Genomic DNA, 17,567 nt, shown 5'->3' on the forward strand with positions numbered 1-17,567 from the left:
TCTTGACTGAAGTGCTGCCGATCGTCGCGAAACGACCGCTTCTGGAGTGGTTTTGGTGTGCCACACGGCTTGCCAGGGCGCAACGTAAACCAGTTGTTAACCTTAACGGCCCCGACCCGTGAACAAGTGTTAACGACGCTGGCACGCTTCCTGCTCCCCAACGCATGTAGGTCATCGGAGGGCGCCCTTCTGTTCACCGATGGGACATCAGACGACAGAATGCGCGGAGCTTTTTAGTATGAACCAAAACGGATCGATCACGCTGTTCCACTATTGGAACCGCCTGCGTGACGGACGCCCCGCTCCGAAGCGATCGGAAGTCGAGCCGGCCGATATCAAGTCGCTGCTGGCCGATACGTTCATCCTGGAAAGGGACACGCGCGGACAGCCGGTATTCCGTCTGGCCGGCACCAGGCTCTGCGCCTGCTACGGCCGCGAACTCAAGGGGTTCTCTTTCCCCTCGCTGTGGCGCGAGAAGGATCAACGGCTGGTCTCGCGGCTGATCCACGGAGTTTTCGACCAGAAATCGGTCGTGCTGATCAATTTCGAGGGCTTCAGCCGCAACGGCCGCTCCAACAAGTTCGAATTGCTCGCCTTGCCGCTCGATGGCGGCATTGAGAATCCGCGCTGCCTCGGCGTGATCAGCGCCGCTGAGAAGCCGTTCTGGCTGGGCGCGGATCCGATCACCGACGCCTTGATCGATTCCATACGCGTCATCGACCCGGAGAAAGAGCTGCTGAACAACCGTCCGGCGATCGCCGTTCCCTCGCTCGTTCCCGACGAGATCGGGACGCCCGACACGATCTCTGCGCTCGGCCACGCTCGCCGCATCCGCCATCTCGTCGTCTTCGATGGCGGGCGCGAAGATAGTTGATGATCACACGGGCCCGCGGACCCGTTTTTCCCCTTTGTTAACCCGCTTTGTTGTATTTCTCTGACGAAGTCCCTCGCATTGACGCGCGGGATGCCAACGGGGTGTAGGCAGTCATGAGGTCAGCGGCGGTCGACTACACGCCGTCCCAAGCCGAAAGGCGTAACTTTCAGCGCGTCCGGGTCAAGATATACGGACGATTCATGCTGGAGGACCGCACCGAGCACCCGTGCCAGGTCGTGGACATGTCGCCCGGCAACGTTGCGCTTCGCACCGACCGCATTGGCATGCCCGGCGAGAAAGTCATCGCCTATATCGACCATATCGGCCGCATCGAAGGTGTCTTGACGCGCACGTTGCCGGACGGCTTCGCAATGACGGTGATCGCGTCCGACCGCAAGAAGGACAAGCTCGCGGCGCAGTTGACATGGCTCGCCAACAAGCACGAGCTCGACCTGCCGGAAGACCGCCGCCACGAGCGCGTCTCGCCACGCAACCCGACCAGCGTGCTGCAGCTCACCGACGGCCGTCAGTATCAGTGCCGGATCATCGATCTGTCACTGTCCGGCGCCGCGATCGAGATCGACGTCAAACCGGCGATCGGCGTCCAGGTCATGCTCGGCACGATGCGCGGCCAGATCGTCCGGCATTTCGAAGATGGCGTGGCCATCGAATTCGCCGTCATCCAGCGCCCCGAAACGCTCGATTCCGAATTCAACACGCCGCGCGCCTGATCAGGGCAGCAAAGTACGCACGTCAAGCCGGCCCTCGCGGCCGGCTTTTTGATTTCCGGGGTGCGGCGATCGATATCTCCTCGGATGGCAGGTCGCCATGGCGAGATCGTCCGCTCGAGGCCGAATCTGCCGAAGGCCAACTTCGGCAATCCAAACAATTCAATACTCGAATGATTCAAATTTTATGTTTATTCTATTGGCGTTTTACTTAATATCTACTCTGCACTTTTGCGTCAAATAAATCCACATGTGGCAATGTCTCCTTCGAACGGGGAGACTGAATAATGAAAAAAGCGAGGGGCAGGCTGTTGCTGATGGCAACGGCGATACAGCTTTCCGCCTGGGGACCAGCATATGCCGCGGGACCGGCCTATATGCATACCGGCGGACGCACCACGCAGCCTGTGGGCCACTATGAATTCTGCGAACGCATTCCTGGCGAATGCAACGAGAAGACCCCCAAGGGAGAGCCGGTCGACCTGACCCGTAAGCTCTGGGCGACGATCGTCAGCATCAACAATTCGGTCAACACCCGCGTCAAGCCGCGCACCGACATGGAAAACTACGGTGTCGAGGAATACTGGGCCTACCCGGACAATGGCTATGGCGATTGCGAGGACTATGCGCTGGAAAAGCGCCGCGAGCTGATGGATGTGGGCGTGCCGGCCGGCGACCTGTTGATGACGGTTGCGCGCCAGCCGAATGGCGACGGCCATGCGGTGCTGACCGTGCGCACCAGCCTCGGCGAGTTCATTCTCGACAATCTGGAAACCAAGGTGCTGTCCTGGACGGACACCGACTACACCTATCTCAAGCGTCAATCGACGGAGAATTCCGGCGTTTGGGTGACGATCAACGACGGCCGTTCGGACGCGGTCGCCAGCGTCCGCTAGGGCGTAACGAGAAACCCGGTCGAGTCCCCACCCTCCCCGTCCCCAACGACCGGGTCAAAGGAGCCGGCCCCGTCCCCGGGCCGGCTCCGCCATTTCTGGAGGGAAGCCGCCAAAACTGACCCGACGACACGTGGTGCATCGCGTCGCCCCGGCCTTTCCACGCGCAACAGATCGATGCACAATTGGCCGTTGGTTTCACTTCCTGGGTCACGGCGATGTTGGAAATCCCGGAAGATCGATGCGAGCGCCACAGGCTGTTCAAGGCGATCGACGATGCCTTCAAGGCCGGTGACTTCGTTGGACTCGGCAAAGCCTTGGGCGGTTCGCCCGGCTGGTTCGACGAGCGCATGCCATTCGAACTCGGTCTTGGCCATCCGCTGGAATACGCGATCTACTGGAGTCCGCTTGCCTTCGTCGCGGCGCTGCTCGACGCCGGATCCAGTCCGAACTACGGGGATCATGCCGGATTTCCCTCGATCATCGCGGCGCTGTCCACCGAGCGCGCGGACAAGGTCGACATCATCCGTATCCTCGTCGATCACGGCGCCGATCCGGACATGCGAGGCGTCAACGACTGGACGCCGCTCCACTACGGCGTAGCCATGCGTGACGCCGAGGCGATCCGCCTGCTTCTCACCGCAGGCGCGGACCCTTCTTTGAGGACTCGTATCGATCACTACACGACAGCCCTTGAAGAAGCAGAGATTGCAGGATTCGAGTTGGGCGCTTCGCTGTTGAGAGAAGCCACAGCCGAGCGCGCGCTCGGCGACCGGGATCGTTAGACGCAACCCGTGTCCGAAGTCACGTCCCGGCCGAGAGTTCAGACCTTCTTCAGCCCAGCCTTGAAGCGTTGGCCATTGGCGACATAATGCGCGGCCGAGGCCCGCAGCCGCTCGACCGCGGCGTCGTCCAGCACCTTGATCGCCTTGGCAGGCGAACCAACGATCAGCGAATTGTCCGGAAACTCCTTGCCTTCGGTGACCAGGGCGCCAGCGCCGACGAGTGAATTCTTGCCGATCCTGGCGCCGTTCAGCAGGATGGCGCCCATGCCGATCAGGCTATTGTCACCAATCGTGCAGCCGTGAAGCATGGCGCGATGGCCGATCGTACAGCCCTGTCCGATGGTCAGCGGAAAGCCGGGATCGGTGTGCATGACAGTATGTTCCTGCACATTGGTGTCGGCGCCGATGACGACGGGCTCGTTGTCGCCCCTGATGACGGCACCGAACCAGAAGCCGGCATTGCGGCCGATCCTGATGTCGCCAATCAGCGTGGCATCGGGCGCAATCCAATTCGAGTCCGCGTCGGCGAAGCTGGGCTCCGTTCCATCGATTGCATAAAGCGGCATTGTCGGTCTCCGAATCGTCTCAGAGTGAAAACCCTAGGACGTAGTGACGATTTAACGGGTTGGGATTCCCAAGGAAGGGCAAATCAGATTCAACGCTGATTTTTGGAGGTCAGCGATGGACTGCGATGCGCTTCGAGACGATCAGTGGGAACGGATCAAGGGCTTTGTGCCTGGCGGTACGAAGGGCAAGCGCGGCCCGCGCACCGACAACCGGAAGTTCCTCGATGCCCTGCTGTGGATGGCCCGCTCGGGTGGGCGCTGGCGTGATCTACCCGAGCGGCTCGGCGACTATCGATCCGTGAAGCGGCGCTACTATCGCTGGATCGAAATGGGCGTTCTCGACGAGATGCTTATGGTTCTTGCGCGCGAAGCCGATCTGGAATGGCTGATGATCGACTCGACCATTGTGCGCGCTCATCAGCACGCCGCCGGTGCGCGCCGGTCAAAAGGGGGGCGGATGCCCAAGGTCTGGGCCGGTCTCGCGGCGGCCTGAGCACCAAAATCCATGCGGCAGGCGATGCTCTTGGGTTACCGGTTCGCCTGATCGCAAGCCCAGGGCAGCGTAATGACATCGCCTTCGCGCATGATCTCGTCGACGGCTTCGAGACCGGCGCAGCGATCGCCGACAAGGGCTATGACGCCGACCATTTGCTTGAAAAGATCGCAGAAATAGGCGCCGACGTCGTCATCCCGCCCCAGCGCAATCGAAAGCATCAGCGTCCCTACGACGCTGATCTCTACAAGGAGCGCAACATCATCGAGCGTTTCTTCAACAAACTCAAACAGTTCCGCCGCGTCGCAACTCGATACGACAAGCTGCTCGCCAACTTCATGGGCTTTGTCAAACTTGCAGCTATCGCCATCTGGCTCAGGTAGTTAAATCGTCACTACGCCCTAGGAGACGGAGCGCCCAGGAAGCAATGGCAAGCACGACGATGCCCAGCGCCAGGGACCAGGCAATAGCGGTGCAGCCGCATGACAAGAGCGCCGCTGTCGAGATGCGGTTCTGGCGCCGCGCATCGAGGGCATCGTTGACCAGCATGAATGGCCCGGCGCCGGCAGTGACGGCCAGCGAGCGCAGTACATGCGAGGGCGACACATAGGGCTCGGTGAAGGCGACCTTGCGACCCGATACCAGCTCCATTGTCGAGCCGGTCAGCCCGCAAACCGTCAGCCCGACGACAAAAGCGAACAGCAAGAGTTCCATCTGGGCCACATTAACCCTCCATTTACCATGAAATCGCACAGTCGCTTCAGGATGGCAGCAAGAGCCGTGCCGTATGATGTGTGCCGTCAAGAGACACCCAGATGGGGGACACCGGGATGGCGGACACCGGGATGGCGCACAGGCGGTGGGACGAGGACCGAGATGAAGCAGGCAGCGATCGCCGACGGCGCGGAACTCACCGTGGTCGATTCCATGCTGATGAAGCGGGTGTTCTACGCGTTCGCGGCTCTGGCCTTGCTGTCGATAGCCATCAGCCTTGGCGGCAAATGGTTCGGCCGCTCCATTGCCATGGCCGGCTACACCGACGACGCGACCGTGCGCGAGGTGGTGATCGGCAACAACGTCATCACCGTGCCGGCCAATTTCATCAGGTTCGAGCCGGCCAGGCGCGACGGTATCGCCTCGCGCCTCGACCTTTACCTGCGCTATCCCCAGATGGACGGCTACAGCGAGGCGTCGCGCGACGATTTCAATCACGCCGGGGCCAACAGGAACATCATCTTCCTGTCCTTCGAGCAGCAGATGATGTCGCGCGACATGAGCGGCCGGTTCGGGCCGATCTACAGCGCGCTGATCGTCCAGCCCGGTATTCCAGGACCCGGCGGCACGACGGTCTATGGGTTCAATGAGAAATCAGGTTATCTGAACGAGGTGCTGGTCGTCGGCAAGCGCGCTGGCAAGGACCCGTTCGTGGCCCGCTGCCTCAGCGGGCCGAGCGCCGGCGAATCGCTGGCTCCTTGCGAGCGGGACATCCATGTCGGGGATGATCTCAGCCTTACCTATCGCTTCCCGAGGGAATTCCTTGGCGACTGGCAGACGCTTGATGCGGCGATCGCGGCAGAGGCGGGGCGAATCCTGAAGACCCGACATTGACCGGCTGAAAAGCGGCCCGGCCGCGCTCTACGCGGCCTGCCGTGGCATTGCGGGCTCAGGCCAGGTCGATATCGAGGATCGCCATCGAGAAATTATAGTCGCCATCGTCCTCATCCTTGAAGACGATGCCGAGGAATTCCTCGCCGACATAGACTTCGGCCGAATCTTCCTTGCGCGGCCGTGCCTTGACCTCAAGCTTGGGGTTCTGGAAGACGCGCTTGAAATAGGCGTCCAGCTTTCTGATTTCGTCCGGCTTCAACAGTCTTCTCCGATCATCGGCTTGCTCGTTTGAACGGCGCTTCTGGCACGTCGACAATGGCGATGTAAAGGCAAGCCGACCTTATTGCACCGGAAGCGGGCAGCGCCGCCGGGCAATCATGCCGGGCAGCTGCCAGCAAATCAGATATCGAAACTGATGACGTGGTCCATCTTCTGCGACGGCAGAAGCTGGTCCATCTGGCGCGAAGGCTGGTCGCAGCCGGTCTCGCCGACCACGCGCGCCGGCACACCGGCAACCGTCTTGTTGTGCGGCACAGGCGACAGCACCACCGATCCGGCGGCAATCTTGGAGCAATGGCCGATCTCGATGTTGCCGAGAATCTTGGCGCCGGCGCCAATCAGCACGCCATAGCGAATCTTGGGATGGCGGTCGCCACCGGCCTTGCCGGTACCGCCCAGCGTCACGCCGTGCAGGATGGACACATCGTCCTCGATCACGGCGGTCTCGCCGACGACGAGGCCGGTGGCGTGATCGATGAAGATGCCCTTGCCGATGCGCGCGGCCGGATTGATGTCGGTCTGGAAGACTGCGGACGAACGGCTCTGCAGGTAGAGCGCGAAATCCTTGCGGCCCTGATTCCACAGCCAATGCGCCAGCCGATGGGTCTGGATGGCGTGAAAGCCCTTGAAGTAGAGCACCGGCATGATGAACCGGTCGCAAGCCGGGTCGCGGTCATAATAGGCCTGGATGTCGACGCGCACCGTGGTCGGCCAGTCCTTGTCGTCGGCGAGCATCGACTTGAACGTCTGGCGGATGAGATCGGAGCCGATATCCTGATGGGCAAGCCGCTCCGCGATCCTGTGAATGACCGCCTCTTCCAGGCTTTCCTGGTTGAGGATCGTCGCATAGAGGAACGCGGCCAGCAGCGGGTCGCGGTTGACCGCTTCCATCGCTTCGTCGCGGATCGAACGCCAGATCGGATCGACCGGCTGCAGCGCGTTGTGGCGGGAAATGCTGATGCTGTTCATCGACGTCTCGTCCTGCGTCCTGCTAGTCTGCTGTCATCGGGGCCGCACATATAAGCCAGATCATAGCACGATTGAACTCAATTTTCCTTAGTGCTGTGTCAAATGGATTTGGTTCGCGGGAATTCAAGCAGCCATGGAAAACGAACCCCTGATCGACGACGCGCTGAAAACCGAGCTTTCGGCGCTCTACGCCGCCGAGGAACGCCACTATCACGGCCTTGCGCATATCGAGGCAATGCTGGCGCTGGCTCGCGACTATCAGGGAGAACTGGACGACCCTGAAGCCGTCGAAGCGGCGATCTGGTTCCACGACGCCATCTACGACAGCAGGGCCAAGGACAATGAGGCGCAAAGTGCCGCCCTTGCCGAGCAAAAGCTCGCGGGCCGCACCGATGCCGCCCGCCTGAAGCGCATCAGCGCGATGATCCTCGCCACCGCCACGCACCAGTTGCCGCCTTTCGACGACGCTGCGGCGACACGCGACGCCAGCCTGTTTCTCGACATGGATCTTTCGATCCTAGGCGCTGATCCGGTTGCGTTCGATGCCTATGAACGCGCGGTTCGCCGCGAATATGACTGGGTGGAGGAGCCGATATGGCGTGCCGGACGCGGCGCGGTGCTAAAAAGCTTCCTTGCCCGTCCGCATATTTTTCTCACGCAGGAGTTTAGGCAGCGCTTCGAACCAAAGGCAAGGCTGAACATGGCGCGGTCGCTGGAGACCTTGTCCTAGGTCAATTTCGCGATCCGAGGCGCTTCGTCTCAAGAAACCGGCGCGTCAGAGCGGATTTTCGGCGTAGAACTCCAGCACACGTTGCTTGAAGGTCTTGTCTCCGACGGCCAGCATATGGTCGCGGCCCTCGATGTGGAAGGCCCTGGCGTTGGGCATCAGCGCCGCAAGCTCGTCCGGCGATCCGCCAATGTCGTCGGTGGTACCGACCGCGACCAGCGTCGGCTGGGCGATGCGGGCAATATCCTCTTCACCAAGCAATTCCCGTGACGTGACGATGCAGGCGGCAAGCGCCCGGCGGTCGCTGCGGGTCTGGTCGGCGAAGGCACGAAAAGAGCGGCCGCGTGGATGGGTGGTCGCGGCCGGATCCTCGGCAAGGAGGGCGGCGGCAATCGGATCCCAATCGCCTACCCCATCGATCATGCCGATGCCGAGGCCGCCAAAGACCAACGTCGCCACCTTGTCCGGATCGGACAGTGCCAGGAAGGCCGCAATGCGCGCGCCCATCGAATAGCCCATGACATGGGCCCGCTCGATGCCGAGATGATCGAGCAGGGCTGCCGCGTCCGAAGCCATTTTCGCGGGCGTATAATCGGCCTCGTCGTAACTCTTGGACGACGAGCCGTGGCCGCGATTGTCGAAGGCGATGGCGCGATAGCCGGCATCGCTGAGCGTCTTGAACCAGCCGGGCGACACCCAGTTGACATAGTGGCTCGAGGCGAAGCCATGAATCATGAGCACCGGATCGCCCTCACCCGATGCCGGCTGGCGGTCGAGGAAGGCTAGATCGAACCCGTCATGGGAGAAAAACTGCATCGGAAAGCGATCCCTGGCGCTCAGTCGGAATCGACGTTCGGAGAATCGCCCTTGTCCGCGGGCGGCATGCCAGGGCCGGATGCGGTGCCTATCGCCGGATGGCGCAGCAGATCGCCGTCCGCGATGCCGTCCCTGGCGGCAGTGCCTGCCTTGAGTTCAAGCACGAAGCGGACCGGCTCGCCCGGCGAGACGATCGCCTCGGATTGCGGCTCGCCCTGCTTGATTGCGCGGATCCTGCCGTCCTGGCCGACAAAGATCAGATCAAGCGGCATCGGCGTATTCTTCATCCAGAAACTGACGTCGCGCGTCTCGTCGAAAACGAACAGCATGCCATGATTGGCGGCCATGTCCTCGCGAAACATCAGGCCGGCCTCACGCTCGGCCTCGGTATCGGCGACTTCGATCGAGAAGGAGCGTTTACCGTTTTTGGTCACGGCGACCAGCGGCGCGGGATCGACCGGAAGGATCATCGCCTGGCCATCGGCGGCGCTGGGTACCTGGAAATAGAAGAATGCGGCGGCGACCATGACGGCAGCCACAGCGCACATCACGCCCGCCGTCAGCCTGTTCCTGTGTGTCATATGAAATCCTCGGCCGGATCGCCCTAGTGCGAGACCGGCAAGGTGCCCATATCGGGGTGAATTTCGGCGGCCATAAGGCCTTTGTCACCGCGGCCGAAACGGACAAGCACGACTTGCCCCGGCCGAAGCTCGGTGATGCCGTAGCGGCGCAAGGTCTCCATATGGACGAAAATATCCTCGGTGCCCTCGCCGCGCGTCAGGAAGCCAAACCCTTTGGTGCGGTTGAACCATTTGACCAAAGCGCGTTCGAGCCCACTCTCCGGCGTTACCGAGACATGGGTGCGCTGCTCCTGCATTTCGGCGGGATGGACGGCGGTGGTGACATCCATGGAAAGCACACGGAACGCCTGCAGCCCGCGCTCGCCCTGCTTCACAAGACAGACCACGCGCGCGCCTTCCAAGGCTGTCTGGAAGCCGTCCCGTCGCAGACATGTCACATGGAGGAGGATATCGCCCGAAACACCATCATCCGGAAGGATGAAACCATAGCCCTTGGCCACATCGAACCACTTGATGGCGCCGGAAATTTCGGTCAGGTCGGCGGAATCGCCGCCTTCGTCGCGCGTCAAAGCGTCGCCAAGGGTATTGGCCCGCCCCGTCAAAGAGGCCTTTTCCCCCATAAGAATGCCCCCTTTATTCAAGAACACCGCAACTGATTCTTGACACCAGATTAACACCGCGGCTTCCGGTGTGTGCAAGACCTGACGTGCCTTTTTTCACGGTTCATTGCGGGAATACCGGATTTGTTCTTTGCCGGCGCTGCCTGACCCGAACGATTGCCCTTTGACCGGGCCGACCCTATGTTGCGCCGCAACCCAACAGATCGAGGAAAACACATGCGCTATCTGCACACCATGGTCCGCGTCGCCGATGTCGATGCCTCGCTCGATTTCTACTGCAACAAGCTCGGGCTGAAGGAAGTTCGCCGCCATGAAAGCGAGCAGGGCCGCTTCACGCTGATCTTCCTGGCCGCGCCGGAAGACGAGCAGAGCGGCATCAACGAGAAAGCGCCGCTGGTCGAACTCACCTACAATTGGGATCCGGAAGACTACAAGGGCGGGCGCAATTTCGGCCACCTCGCCTACGAAGTCGACGACATCTATGCCACGTGCCAGCGACTGATGGACAATGGCGTCACCATCAACCGGCCGCCGCGCGACGGCAACATGGCCTTTATCAGGTCGCCGGACGGCATCTCCATCGAGCTTCTGCAGAAAGGCCCGGCCAAGGCCAAGGCGGAACCGTGGGCGTCGATGGCGAATACCGGAAGCTGGTAATCGATCACCTTTTCGAGTGGCCGGCGGCCACTCCATGGTGTTTCGCTAAATTGTGCCTATCTATGCGGCGATGGCGCCTGCCCTGAAGAGCAGCGCCAGCCAAGAGATCGAGCTTTGGAGAACCCTTCATGCCGACCAGCCACGCCAATGTCTCCACGGCGCACGCAAGCCGCTATCTGCAGCAGTTGTGCAAGCATTGGGCGCACAAGTTTCCCGTCGAGTTCGACCCCAATCACGGCGTCATCGACCTTTCACTCGGCCGCACGGTCATGGACGCCGACGGGGCAGCGCTGCACATCACGGTATCGACGGACGAGTCCGCTTCGATCGAGCGCCTCGAAAGCGTCGTTGCCGACCACATCAAACGCTTTGCGTTCCGCGAAGAATTGGCTTTCGACTGGAAACGCGCAGAGGCGGCGTAGCGCGTTCATGCGTGTTGCCAGGCATTTCCGGCGAGACGCATGGATCAATCGCTACCGGACTTGCCCGCCATCTCCAGCAGCGCCAGCATCGATCGCCAATTGCGGGCCGTGCCCGGCACTTTCAACGTGCGCGGAATGAGGTTGGCGAACACCGATTTGCCGAGCCCGTCCGGCGCGCTGAGATAGAGCACATCGCCCTTGACCTCGAAACGCTCCGGGCCAGTGCACTTTTCAGCCAGCCGCGCCACCTCTTCGGCGGTCGGCTCACGCTCCAGCGCATAGGCGTGGAGCTTCGTGTGGTCAGCGGCCGCTTCCGGATAGGGATTTTCGCGAACCAGCCGTTCGAGCCATTCGAAATCGCGCACCATGATGCGCGAATGGAAACCCCATTTCTTCTCGAAAGCCGCCTCGATCTGTTTGGTCAGCACGGCGGCGTCGCCCTTGTCAGCCCGGAACACGGCATTGCCGCTCTGCACGTAGGTGGAGACATCGGAAAAACCGAGACCCTCGAAGAACGACCGCAACTCCGCCATCCTGACAATGCGGTTGCCGCCGACATTGATGCCGGAAAACAGGGCGATGAAGATCTTTCCGCTCATATGATGAAACCCGCCAACGTCTCATTGTCGGTGATGTCCTGATACTGGACGCCCTCGGCCTCGAAATTCGCCTTGAGCAGATCGAAATTGCGGCGATCCTTGGTTTCGATGCCGATCAGGACCGAGCCAAAATTGCGCGCCGATTTCTTCAGATATTCGAAGCGCGCGATGTCGTCGTCCGGGCCCAGCATTTCGAGGAAGTCGCGCAACGCGCCCGGCCGCTGCGGAAAGCGGATGATGAAGTATTTCTTCAGGCCTTCGAAGCGCAGCGCCCGTTCCTTGACGTCCGGCAGCCGCTCGAAATCGAAATTGCCCCCGGATACCACGGCGACGATGGTCTTGCCCCGGATCTCCTTCCTGGAAAAATCCTTCAGCGCATCGATCGCCAGCGCGCCGGCGGGCTCCAGGACCACGCCTTCGACGTTGAGCATCTCGATCATGGTCGCGCAGAGCCGGTTCTCCGGGACCAGCCGCACGCTGTCGGCGGCGAACTCCCTGAGATAGCGCAAAGGTTCGCGGCCGATCTCGGCGACCGCCGCGCCGTCGACGAAGTTGTCGACCTTGGCGAGCTTCAGCCGTTTTCCCGCCGCAAGGCTCTCGCGCAGGCTCGGCGCGCCGGCCGGCTCGCAAAAGACGAACCGCGCCTCTCGGCCCTGATCGGCGAAATAGTGCGTGACCCCGGCAGCCAGACCGCCGCCACCCACCGGAAGCATGACGATGTCGGGCATGCGCGCGCCCGGCATCTGGTCCGCGATCTCATAGGCGACCGTCGCCTGGCCCTCGATGATATCCTTGTGGTCGAAGGGCGGCACCATATGGGCACCGGAGCTTTCGGTGAAGTCGAAGGCGGCGCGATAGCAGTCGTCGAAAAAATCGCCGACCAGCCTGATCTCGACGAAATCGCCGCCAAACAGCCTGGTCTTGTCGATCTTCTGCTGCGGGGTCGTCACCGGCATGAAGACCACGCCCTTCTTGCCGAAATGGCGGCAGACGAAGGCAAAGCCCTGCGCATGGTTGCCGGCGGACGCGCAGACAAACAGCTCCGCCTGGTTGCCTTCGCCAAGCGCCTTGCGGAAGAAGTTGAAGGCGCCACGGATCTTGTAGGACCGCACGGGACTCAAATCCTCGCGCTTCAACAGCACCCGCGCGCCTGTCTTTTTCGACAGATAGTCATTTTCCTGCAGCGGTGTCTCCGGGAAGATCTGGCGGATCGCGGAGGCGGCGGTGGCGACGCGCGAGGAAAAGGTGGTCATGGCAGGATCATCCCGGATCGCCCGCGGGCGAGTTAGACCACAACCCTATTACACATCCGGCCCGGCAAGACCATTGCCCGGCCGAGCCCCACGCCCGCAAAGGCGCCTTCCCGAAATGCCAGCAAGTACTTGGGGACGTTTGTTCATGCTTCTCGCGTCGCGCCGAGCACGCGCATTGGTGGACGCCTGAATTCGACATCCGGCCGAGATGCCGGTGCCTGCCCTCTGTGATGGTACGGCCTCGCCGCCGCTTTGGCTTTCGCGCAACAGTGCGATGACCGTCGCGAAGCGCCGACCGCATTTTGGCTGGACACGACTTACTTCCGCCGCACTTCGCCTGCTGGGGAGATATCGCGGAGGGTGGATGGCCCTTTTTGGGCTCGAGTGGAATTTTTTGACGTGCATTTGAAGACGATTTGCATTCTTGCGCTTGCCTTGCTGGTGGCAGGCTGCGGCGGCCACAAAACCGAGGAACTGCTCGGCAGCGCGGTCATGTCCGCGCCGGTGACGGAAATCGCCGGCAACCACTCGATCTTCATTGCCACGACCCGCAAGCCCTCCGACGACCCCAACAAGGTTTTCGACGGCGAACGCTCGGCGACGCTGAACTACGCCCGCGTCAACGTCACCGTCCCGGGGCTCCACACGACCGGCCAGATCGAGCGGCGCTCACGCGGCAAGTCGGATGATCCGGCCAAGTATTTCATGGCTTCCGAGGTCGTCGGCTACGACACCCAGCCGAAATTCTCCAGCGCGCTCAACGCCGACATAGCGGCGCGCGGCGGCCGCGTGATGGTCTTCGTCCATGGCTACAACACTGGCTTCGACGACGCCGTCTACCGCTTGACCCAGATCGTCCATGATTCCGGCTATCCGGGGACGCCGGTGCTGTTCTCCTGGGCCTCGGGCGCCAAGACCACCGACTATGTCTATGACAAGGAAAGCGCCAGCGCCGCCCGTGACCAGCTCGAAGTGACCTTGCGAATGCTGCAGCAGTCCGGTGCGCGGCGCATCGACATTGTCGCCCATTCGATGGGAACCTGGGTGACAATGGAAACGCTGCGCCAGATGGCCATCAGCGGCGATCGCGATCTTGGCGGCAAGCTCGGCGACGTGGTGTTGGCCTCTCCCGACATCGATGTCGATGTGTTCAAGAGCCAGATGCGCCGCTACGGCAAGCCCGACAAGCCGTTCATCCTGCTGTTGTCGGACGACGACCGCGCGCTGAGGTTGTCCGGCCTGATCGCCGGCGCGCGGCCGCGCGTCGGCGACTACAAGGATGCGGCGGACCTTGCCTCCTACGGCGTGACGGTCGTCGATCTCTCCAAGGTCAAAGGCAGCGACAGCTTCAACCACACGAAATTCGCCGACAATCCGGCACTGGTGAAGATGATCGGCCAGCGGCTGCGCGAGGACGATGGCTTCGCCAGCGACCGGGACGTGACCGACCGCATCAGCCTGCTTGGACAATAGATGCGGCTCGCGGGTTTCGCCGTGCCTGTTCACCATCGCCGAACCATTGGTCCACTTTGAACTGGACCACGCCCGCCTATGGCCTTATCGGAGTATCGAGCGACGTCATGCGTTTGACGTCCCCTATGCGGGAGCCGACGCGTGGCCTTGCGCTTGAAGAGTTTTGGTGTCGTTGCGTTCGCGCTGCTGGTCGCTGGCTGCGCCGGAAAAACGCATGATCTGCTCAACAAGACGACGATCACCGTGCCGGCGTCCGATATTGCGGCCACCCATGAAATATTCGTCGCCACCACCCGCCAGAAGGCGGTGAAGGACCCACGGCAGGTCTTCGACGGCGACCGCTCCCCGACCACCAGCTTCGCGCAGGTCGATGTCACGGTTCCGAAGAGCCATCAGGTCGGCAACATCGAGCGCGCCAAGGGTTCGGCCAACAGCAACCCGGCCAAGGATTTCACGGCCAGGGACGTCACCTTCTACGAAGGCGCGCCGCAATTCGCCAAGGCGGTCGGCGCCGACATCGCCAGGCGCGGCGACCGTGCGCTGGTTTTCGTGCATGGCTTCAACAATGGTTTCGACGACGGCATCTACCGGCTGACGCAGATCGCCCACGACACGAAATATCCGGGTACGCCAGTGCTGTTCTCGTGGGCGTCGAGCGCCAAGACGACGGGCTATATCTACGACAAGGACAGTTCCACCGCCGCCCGTGACGATCTCGAGGCAACGCTCAGGATGCTCGCCAAGACGCGGGTCAAGAGCATCGACATCATCGCCCATTCGATGGGAACCTGGCTGACGATGGAGGCGCTGCGCCAACTCGCCATCACCGGCGACCGCGATCTCGGCGGCAAGTTGGGTTATGTCATCCTTGCCTCGCCGGACATCGACGTCGACGTGTTCAAGAAGCAGATGACCCGTTATGGCAAACCCGACAAGCCGTTCGCCGTGCTGCTTTCGGGCGACGACCGGGCTCTCAAATTGTCCTCGTTTATCTCCGGCGACAAGCCGCGCGTCGGCGACTATGGCAATGCCGCCGATCTCGCCTCCTACGGCGTGGCCGTCGTCGACCTGACCAAGACCAAGGGTGGCGACGGCGGCCTCAACCACGCCAAATTCGCCGACAACCCGTTCCTGGTGCAATTGCTCGGCGACAGGCTGCGCACGCCAGCGGGCCTCGCCGCCGACGAAGACCCGGCACAGCTCAGCAATATCGGCCAAGGCTTGGGAAAGGCCGTCGGCTCCGCCGCCGAAGTCATCATCACGACGCCGTTCAAGGTGCTGACCATCGCCGCCGGCGGGTAAGCACCAAGAGCGGACGGCCTTTCTCAGACAAACAGATCGACCTTCTGGAACGTCGTCACGTCGATCAGCCCGACATCGGAAATTCTCAACTCCGGAATGACCACCAGCGCCAGCAGCGAGTGCTGCATATAGGCGTTGTTCAGGGAACAGCCCATCTTGCGCATTGCCTCGGTCAGTTTCTCAGCCTTGGCGGCGACGATCTCGGCGCGCTCGTCCGACATCAGCCCGGCGATCGGCATTTCGACCAGCGCCAGTTCCTTGCCCTTGGAGAACAGCACGACGCCGCCGCCGACTTCCCCCAGTCGGTTCACGGCCAGCGCCATGTCCTGCTTATTGGTGCCAACGCAGATGATGTGATGGGCGTCGTGGGCCACGCTGGAGGCCATGGCGCAGTCGGCCATGTAGCCGAAACCTGAGACGAAGGCATTGGTGACGCCACCCGTGCCCCTGTGCCGCTCGACCAGCGCGATCTGGCATATGTCGTTGCGGCGATCCATGGCGACCAGCCCATCCTCGACCGGCAGATCGGCCTCCAGCGCGCGCGTGGGTGCCTGGTTCTCGATGACGCCGATCACCCGCACCCGCACTTCGTTGGCACCCTTGGGCGCCGCGATATCGAAATCGCCGGCCTTCAGTTTCTTGCCCAACTTGACGGTGTTCTTCGCCGTCTTCGGATAGTCATAGGCCGGAATATCGATGTCGAGCCTGCCGCCCTTGGCCAGCCTGACGCCGCGCGCATAGACCTCGTCGATGCGCATTGCGGTGAGATCGGAAACGATCAGCAGGTCGGCCAACCGCCCCGGCGCGATCGAACCGATCTCGCGTTCCAGCTTGAAATGCTGGGCGGTGTTGAGCGTTGCCATCTGGATCGCGGTCACCGGCTTCAGACCTTGGCTGATGGCGTGGCGCACCACCCGGTCCATGTGCCCCTCATGCACCAGCGTGCCTGAATGGCTGTCGTCGGTGCACAGGATGAAGTTGCGCGAATCGATGCCGCTTTCCGTCACCGCCTTGATCTGTGAGGCAACGTCGTACCAGGCCGAGCCGAGCCGCAGCATCGCCTTCATGCCCTGGCGCACGCGTGCAATGGCGTCCTCGGCGCGCGTGCCCTCGTGATCATCCTCGGGTCCGCCGGCGACATAGCCGTGGAATGGCAGACCAAGATCGCGCGAGGCATAATGCCCGCCAACCGTCTTGCCGGCCTTCACCGTCGCGGCGATCTCGCCAGACATCACCGGATCGTTGGCGGCGACGCCGGGGAAATTCATCACCTCGCCAAGTCCGATGATGTTTTCCCAGCTCATCGCCTCCGCGACATCGGCGACCGTCAGTTCGGCACCGGCATGTTCGAGCCCAGGCGCCGAGGGCACGCAGGACGGCATCTGCACATGCACGTTGATGGGCATCGCCACGGCCTCGTCATGCATCAGCCGCACGCCCGGCAGGCCTAGCACATTGGCGATCTCGTGCGGATCGATGAACATCGAGGTGGTGCCGTGCGGGATGACGGCGCGGCAAAATTCGGTGACCGTCACCATGCCGCTCTCGACATGCATGTGCGCGTCGCAAAGCCCGGGCACGAGATAGCGTCCGCCCGCATCGACCACCTTGCTGCCCTGCCCGATCGTGTGGCTGGCATTCGGCCCGCAATAGGCGAACCGGCCGCCCGATATGGCGATGTCGGTGCCGGCGATGATTTCGCCCGAATGGACGTTCACCCAGCGTCCGTTGCGAATGACGAGATCGGCGGGTTTGCGGCCCATCGCGACATCGACCAGATCGGTCGCCATTTCGGTCCACGGTTTGGGTTTCGTCGCGCGGGCGGGCGGCTTCCTGGCCATCAAAGACTCCTGTTTGCCCGACTGTGCCAAGCCGGCGGCGTTTTGGCCAGCGAGGAAGAATGGATTTGCCTGGAGATCGCC

Annotated in this window: 21 protein-coding genes; 11 read left to right on the forward strand and 10 right to left on the reverse strand. The window is 62.0% G+C overall.

Annotated elements, in window-relative coordinates:
- The first annotated feature begins 238 nt into the window (after positions 1 to 238).
- The 4 genes from FJ970_RS21170 (at position 239) to FJ970_RS21185 (ending at position 3,280) form a co-directional block, all read left to right on the forward strand.
- A complete protein-coding gene (locus FJ970_RS21170; protein ID WP_140760088.1) occupies positions 239 to 874 on the forward strand; it encodes a PAS domain-containing protein in 636 nt (211 codons plus the stop codon).
- Positions 875 to 987: 113 nt separating this feature from the next.
- Entirely contained in the window at positions 988 to 1,605 is a 618-nt protein-coding gene (locus FJ970_RS21175; RefSeq protein ID WP_140760086.1) for a PilZ domain-containing protein, read from the forward strand.
- A gap of 284 nt (positions 1,606 to 1,889) precedes the next feature.
- Positions 1,890 to 2,498 (forward strand): transglutaminase-like cysteine peptidase, encoded by a 609-nt coding sequence (locus FJ970_RS21180; RefSeq protein ID WP_140760083.1) that lies wholly within the window; start codon positions 1,890 to 1,892, stop codon positions 2,496 to 2,498.
- 215 nt (positions 2,499 to 2,713) lie between these two features.
- Positions 2,714 to 3,280: an ankyrin repeat domain-containing protein gene (locus FJ970_RS21185; protein ID WP_140760081.1), complete on the forward strand. Its 567-nt coding sequence runs from the start codon at positions 2,714 to 2,716 to the stop codon at positions 3,278 to 3,280.
- A 38-nt stretch (positions 3,281 to 3,318) separates the two neighbouring features.
- On the opposite strand, the gene FJ970_RS21190 is transcribed toward FJ970_RS21185, so the two are convergent.
- Positions 3,319 to 3,846, reverse strand: coding sequence for a gamma carbonic anhydrase family protein (locus FJ970_RS21190; RefSeq protein WP_140760079.1), 528 nt, complete (start codon positions 3,844 to 3,846; stop codon positions 3,319 to 3,321).
- 115 nt (positions 3,847 to 3,961) lie between these two features.
- Between FJ970_RS21190 and FJ970_RS21195 the strand changes: the two genes are divergently transcribed.
- A protein-coding gene (locus tag FJ970_RS21195) for an IS5 family transposase (RefSeq protein WP_227791866.1) occupies positions 3,962 to 4,722 on the forward strand; the annotation gives its coding sequence in 2 pieces (ribosomal slippage) (positions 3,962 to 4,301 and positions 4,301 to 4,722; 762 coding nt in all).
- On the opposite strand, the gene FJ970_RS21200 is transcribed toward FJ970_RS21195, so the two are convergent.
- Positions 4,715 to 5,053 carry a DUF6949 family protein gene (locus tag FJ970_RS21200; protein ID WP_415752048.1) on the reverse strand — a complete coding sequence of 113 codons (339 nt, stop codon included), beginning with the start codon at positions 5,051 to 5,053 and terminating at the stop codon, positions 4,715 to 4,717. The two genes, FJ970_RS21195 and FJ970_RS21200, sit on opposite strands and share 8 nt — an antisense overlap.
- Before the next feature lie 162 nt (positions 5,054 to 5,215).
- Between FJ970_RS21200 and FJ970_RS21205 the strand changes: the two genes are divergently transcribed.
- Complete coding sequence (locus FJ970_RS21205) at positions 5,216 to 5,947, forward strand: hypothetical protein (protein WP_140755034.1); 732 nt, start codon at positions 5,216 to 5,218, stop codon at positions 5,945 to 5,947.
- A gap of 55 nt (positions 5,948 to 6,002) precedes the next feature.
- Here FJ970_RS21205 and FJ970_RS21210 read toward each other — a convergent pair whose 3' ends face one another.
- Positions 6,003 to 6,206, reverse strand: a complete 204-nt coding sequence (locus tag FJ970_RS21210; RefSeq protein ID WP_140755036.1) for a DUF3126 family protein — start codon at positions 6,204 to 6,206, stop codon at positions 6,003 to 6,005.
- Between the two features lie 140 nt (positions 6,207 to 6,346).
- The gene (cysE, locus tag FJ970_RS21215; RefSeq protein ID WP_140755038.1) at positions 6,347 to 7,195 is read right to left on the reverse strand and encodes a serine O-acetyltransferase; all 849 of its coding nucleotides are present in this window, start codon (positions 7,193 to 7,195) and stop codon (positions 6,347 to 6,349) included.
- Between the two features lie 133 nt (positions 7,196 to 7,328).
- On the opposite strand from cysE, the gene FJ970_RS21220 reads away from it, so the two are divergent.
- Positions 7,329 to 7,925, forward strand: coding sequence for a hypothetical protein (locus tag FJ970_RS21220; protein WP_140755040.1), 597 nt, complete (start codon positions 7,329 to 7,331; stop codon positions 7,923 to 7,925).
- 45 nt (positions 7,926 to 7,970) lie between these two features.
- Here FJ970_RS21220 and FJ970_RS21225 read toward each other — a convergent pair whose 3' ends face one another.
- Genes FJ970_RS21225 through FJ970_RS21235 form a run of 3 tightly spaced genes read right to left on the reverse strand, consistent with a single transcriptional unit; the run spans position 7,971 to position 9,939 of the window.
- Entirely contained in the window at positions 7,971 to 8,738 is a 768-nt protein-coding gene (locus FJ970_RS21225; protein WP_181178244.1) for an alpha/beta fold hydrolase, read from the reverse strand.
- A 20-nt stretch (positions 8,739 to 8,758) separates the two neighbouring features.
- A complete protein-coding gene (locus tag FJ970_RS21230; RefSeq protein ID WP_140755044.1) occupies positions 8,759 to 9,319 on the reverse strand; it encodes a DUF192 domain-containing protein in 561 nt (186 codons plus the stop codon).
- 23 nt (positions 9,320 to 9,342) lie between these two features.
- Positions 9,343 to 9,939, reverse strand: a complete 597-nt coding sequence (locus FJ970_RS21235; protein WP_140755750.1) for a cold-shock protein — start codon at positions 9,937 to 9,939, stop codon at positions 9,343 to 9,345.
- A gap of 216 nt (positions 9,940 to 10,155) precedes the next feature.
- Between FJ970_RS21235 and gloA the strand changes: the two genes are divergently transcribed.
- The gene (gene gloA, locus FJ970_RS21240; protein WP_140755046.1) at positions 10,156 to 10,596 is read left to right on the forward strand and encodes a lactoylglutathione lyase; all 441 of its coding nucleotides are present in this window, start codon (positions 10,156 to 10,158) and stop codon (positions 10,594 to 10,596) included.
- A 128-nt stretch (positions 10,597 to 10,724) separates the two neighbouring features.
- A complete protein-coding gene (locus tag FJ970_RS21245) occupies positions 10,725 to 11,018 on the forward strand; it encodes a DUF2218 domain-containing protein (RefSeq protein WP_027145506.1) in 294 nt (97 codons plus the stop codon).
- A 44-nt stretch (positions 11,019 to 11,062) separates the two neighbouring features.
- Here FJ970_RS21245 and FJ970_RS21250 read toward each other — a convergent pair whose 3' ends face one another.
- On the reverse strand, positions 11,063 to 11,617 hold the full coding sequence (locus tag FJ970_RS21250; protein ID WP_140755048.1) for a DUF1697 domain-containing protein: 555 nt from the start codon (positions 11,615 to 11,617) through the stop codon (positions 11,063 to 11,065).
- On the reverse strand, positions 11,614 to 12,870 hold the full coding sequence (ilvA, locus tag FJ970_RS21255) for a threonine ammonia-lyase IlvA (RefSeq protein WP_140755050.1): 1,257 nt from the start codon (positions 12,868 to 12,870) through the stop codon (positions 11,614 to 11,616). The genes FJ970_RS21250 and ilvA overlap by 4 nt, the downstream gene beginning before the upstream one ends.
- A 399-nt stretch (positions 12,871 to 13,269) precedes the next feature.
- On the opposite strand from ilvA, the gene FJ970_RS21260 reads away from it, so the two are divergent.
- Positions 13,270 to 14,343, forward strand: coding sequence for an alpha/beta hydrolase (locus tag FJ970_RS21260; protein ID WP_140755052.1), 1,074 nt, complete (start codon positions 13,270 to 13,272; stop codon positions 14,341 to 14,343).
- A 141-nt stretch (positions 14,344 to 14,484) separates the two neighbouring features.
- Entirely contained in the window at positions 14,485 to 15,645 is a 1,161-nt protein-coding gene (locus tag FJ970_RS21265; protein WP_140755054.1) for an alpha/beta hydrolase, read from the forward strand.
- A gap of 23 nt (positions 15,646 to 15,668) precedes the next feature.
- On the opposite strand, the gene ade is transcribed toward FJ970_RS21265, so the two are convergent.
- The gene (gene ade, locus FJ970_RS21270; RefSeq protein WP_140755056.1) at positions 15,669 to 17,486 is read right to left on the reverse strand and encodes an adenine deaminase; all 1,818 of its coding nucleotides are present in this window, start codon (positions 17,484 to 17,486) and stop codon (positions 15,669 to 15,671) included.
- Positions 17,487 to 17,567: the final 81 nt, after the last annotated feature.

Origin of the sequence: Mesorhizobium sp. B2-1-8, assembly GCF_006442545.2 — a bacterium.
In the GTDB taxonomy this organism is placed as follows: domain Bacteria; phylum Pseudomonadota; class Alphaproteobacteria; order Rhizobiales; family Rhizobiaceae; genus Mesorhizobium.

What these genes read in the sequence shown, in the direction of transcription:
- FJ970_RS21170 (WP_140760088.1), top strand. Translation starts at nt 239, where the DNA reads ATGAACCAAAACGGATCGATCACGCTGTTCCACTATTGGAACCGCCTG.
- FJ970_RS21175 (WP_140760086.1), top strand. Translation starts at nt 988, where the DNA reads ATGAGGTCAGCGGCGGTCGACTACACGCCGTCCCAAGCCGAAAGGCGT.
- FJ970_RS21180 (WP_140760083.1), top strand. Translation starts at nt 1,890, where the DNA reads ATGAAAAAAGCGAGGGGCAGGCTGTTGCTGATGGCAACGGCGATACAG.
- FJ970_RS21185 (WP_140760081.1), top strand. Translation starts at nt 2,714, where the DNA reads ATGTTGGAAATCCCGGAAGATCGATGCGAGCGCCACAGGCTGTTCAAG.
- FJ970_RS21190 (WP_140760079.1), bottom strand. Translation starts at nt 3,846, where the DNA reads ATGCCGCTTTATGCAATCGATGGAACGGAGCCCAGCTTCGCCGACGCG.
- FJ970_RS21200 (WP_415752048.1), bottom strand. Translation starts at nt 5,053, where the DNA reads ATGGAACTCTTGCTGTTCGCTTTTGTCGTCGGGCTGACGGTTTGCGGG.
- FJ970_RS21205 (WP_140755034.1), top strand. Translation starts at nt 5,216, where the DNA reads ATGAAGCAGGCAGCGATCGCCGACGGCGCGGAACTCACCGTGGTCGAT.
- cysE (WP_140755038.1), bottom strand. Translation starts at nt 7,195, where the DNA reads ATGAACAGCATCAGCATTTCCCGCCACAACGCGCTGCAGCCGGTCGAT.
- FJ970_RS21220 (WP_140755040.1), top strand. Translation starts at nt 7,329, where the DNA reads ATGGAAAACGAACCCCTGATCGACGACGCGCTGAAAACCGAGCTTTCG.
- FJ970_RS21225 (WP_181178244.1), bottom strand. Translation starts at nt 8,738, where the DNA reads ATGCAGTTTTTCTCCCATGACGGGTTCGATCTAGCCTTCCTCGACCGC.
- FJ970_RS21230 (WP_140755044.1), bottom strand. Translation starts at nt 9,319, where the DNA reads ATGACACACAGGAACAGGCTGACGGCGGGCGTGATGTGCGCTGTGGCT.
- FJ970_RS21235 (WP_140755750.1), bottom strand. Translation starts at nt 9,939, where the DNA reads ATGGGGGAAAAGGCCTCTTTGACGGGGCGGGCCAATACCCTTGGCGAC.
- gloA (WP_140755046.1), top strand. Translation starts at nt 10,156, where the DNA reads ATGCGCTATCTGCACACCATGGTCCGCGTCGCCGATGTCGATGCCTCG.
- FJ970_RS21245 (WP_027145506.1), top strand. Translation starts at nt 10,725, where the DNA reads ATGCCGACCAGCCACGCCAATGTCTCCACGGCGCACGCAAGCCGCTAT.
- FJ970_RS21250 (WP_140755048.1), bottom strand. Translation starts at nt 11,617, where the DNA reads ATGAGCGGAAAGATCTTCATCGCCCTGTTTTCCGGCATCAATGTCGGC.
- ilvA (WP_140755050.1), bottom strand. Translation starts at nt 12,870, where the DNA reads ATGACCACCTTTTCCTCGCGCGTCGCCACCGCCGCCTCCGCGATCCGC.
- ade (WP_140755056.1), bottom strand. Translation starts at nt 17,486, where the DNA reads ATGGCCAGGAAGCCGCCCGCCCGCGCGACGAAACCCAAACCGTGGACC.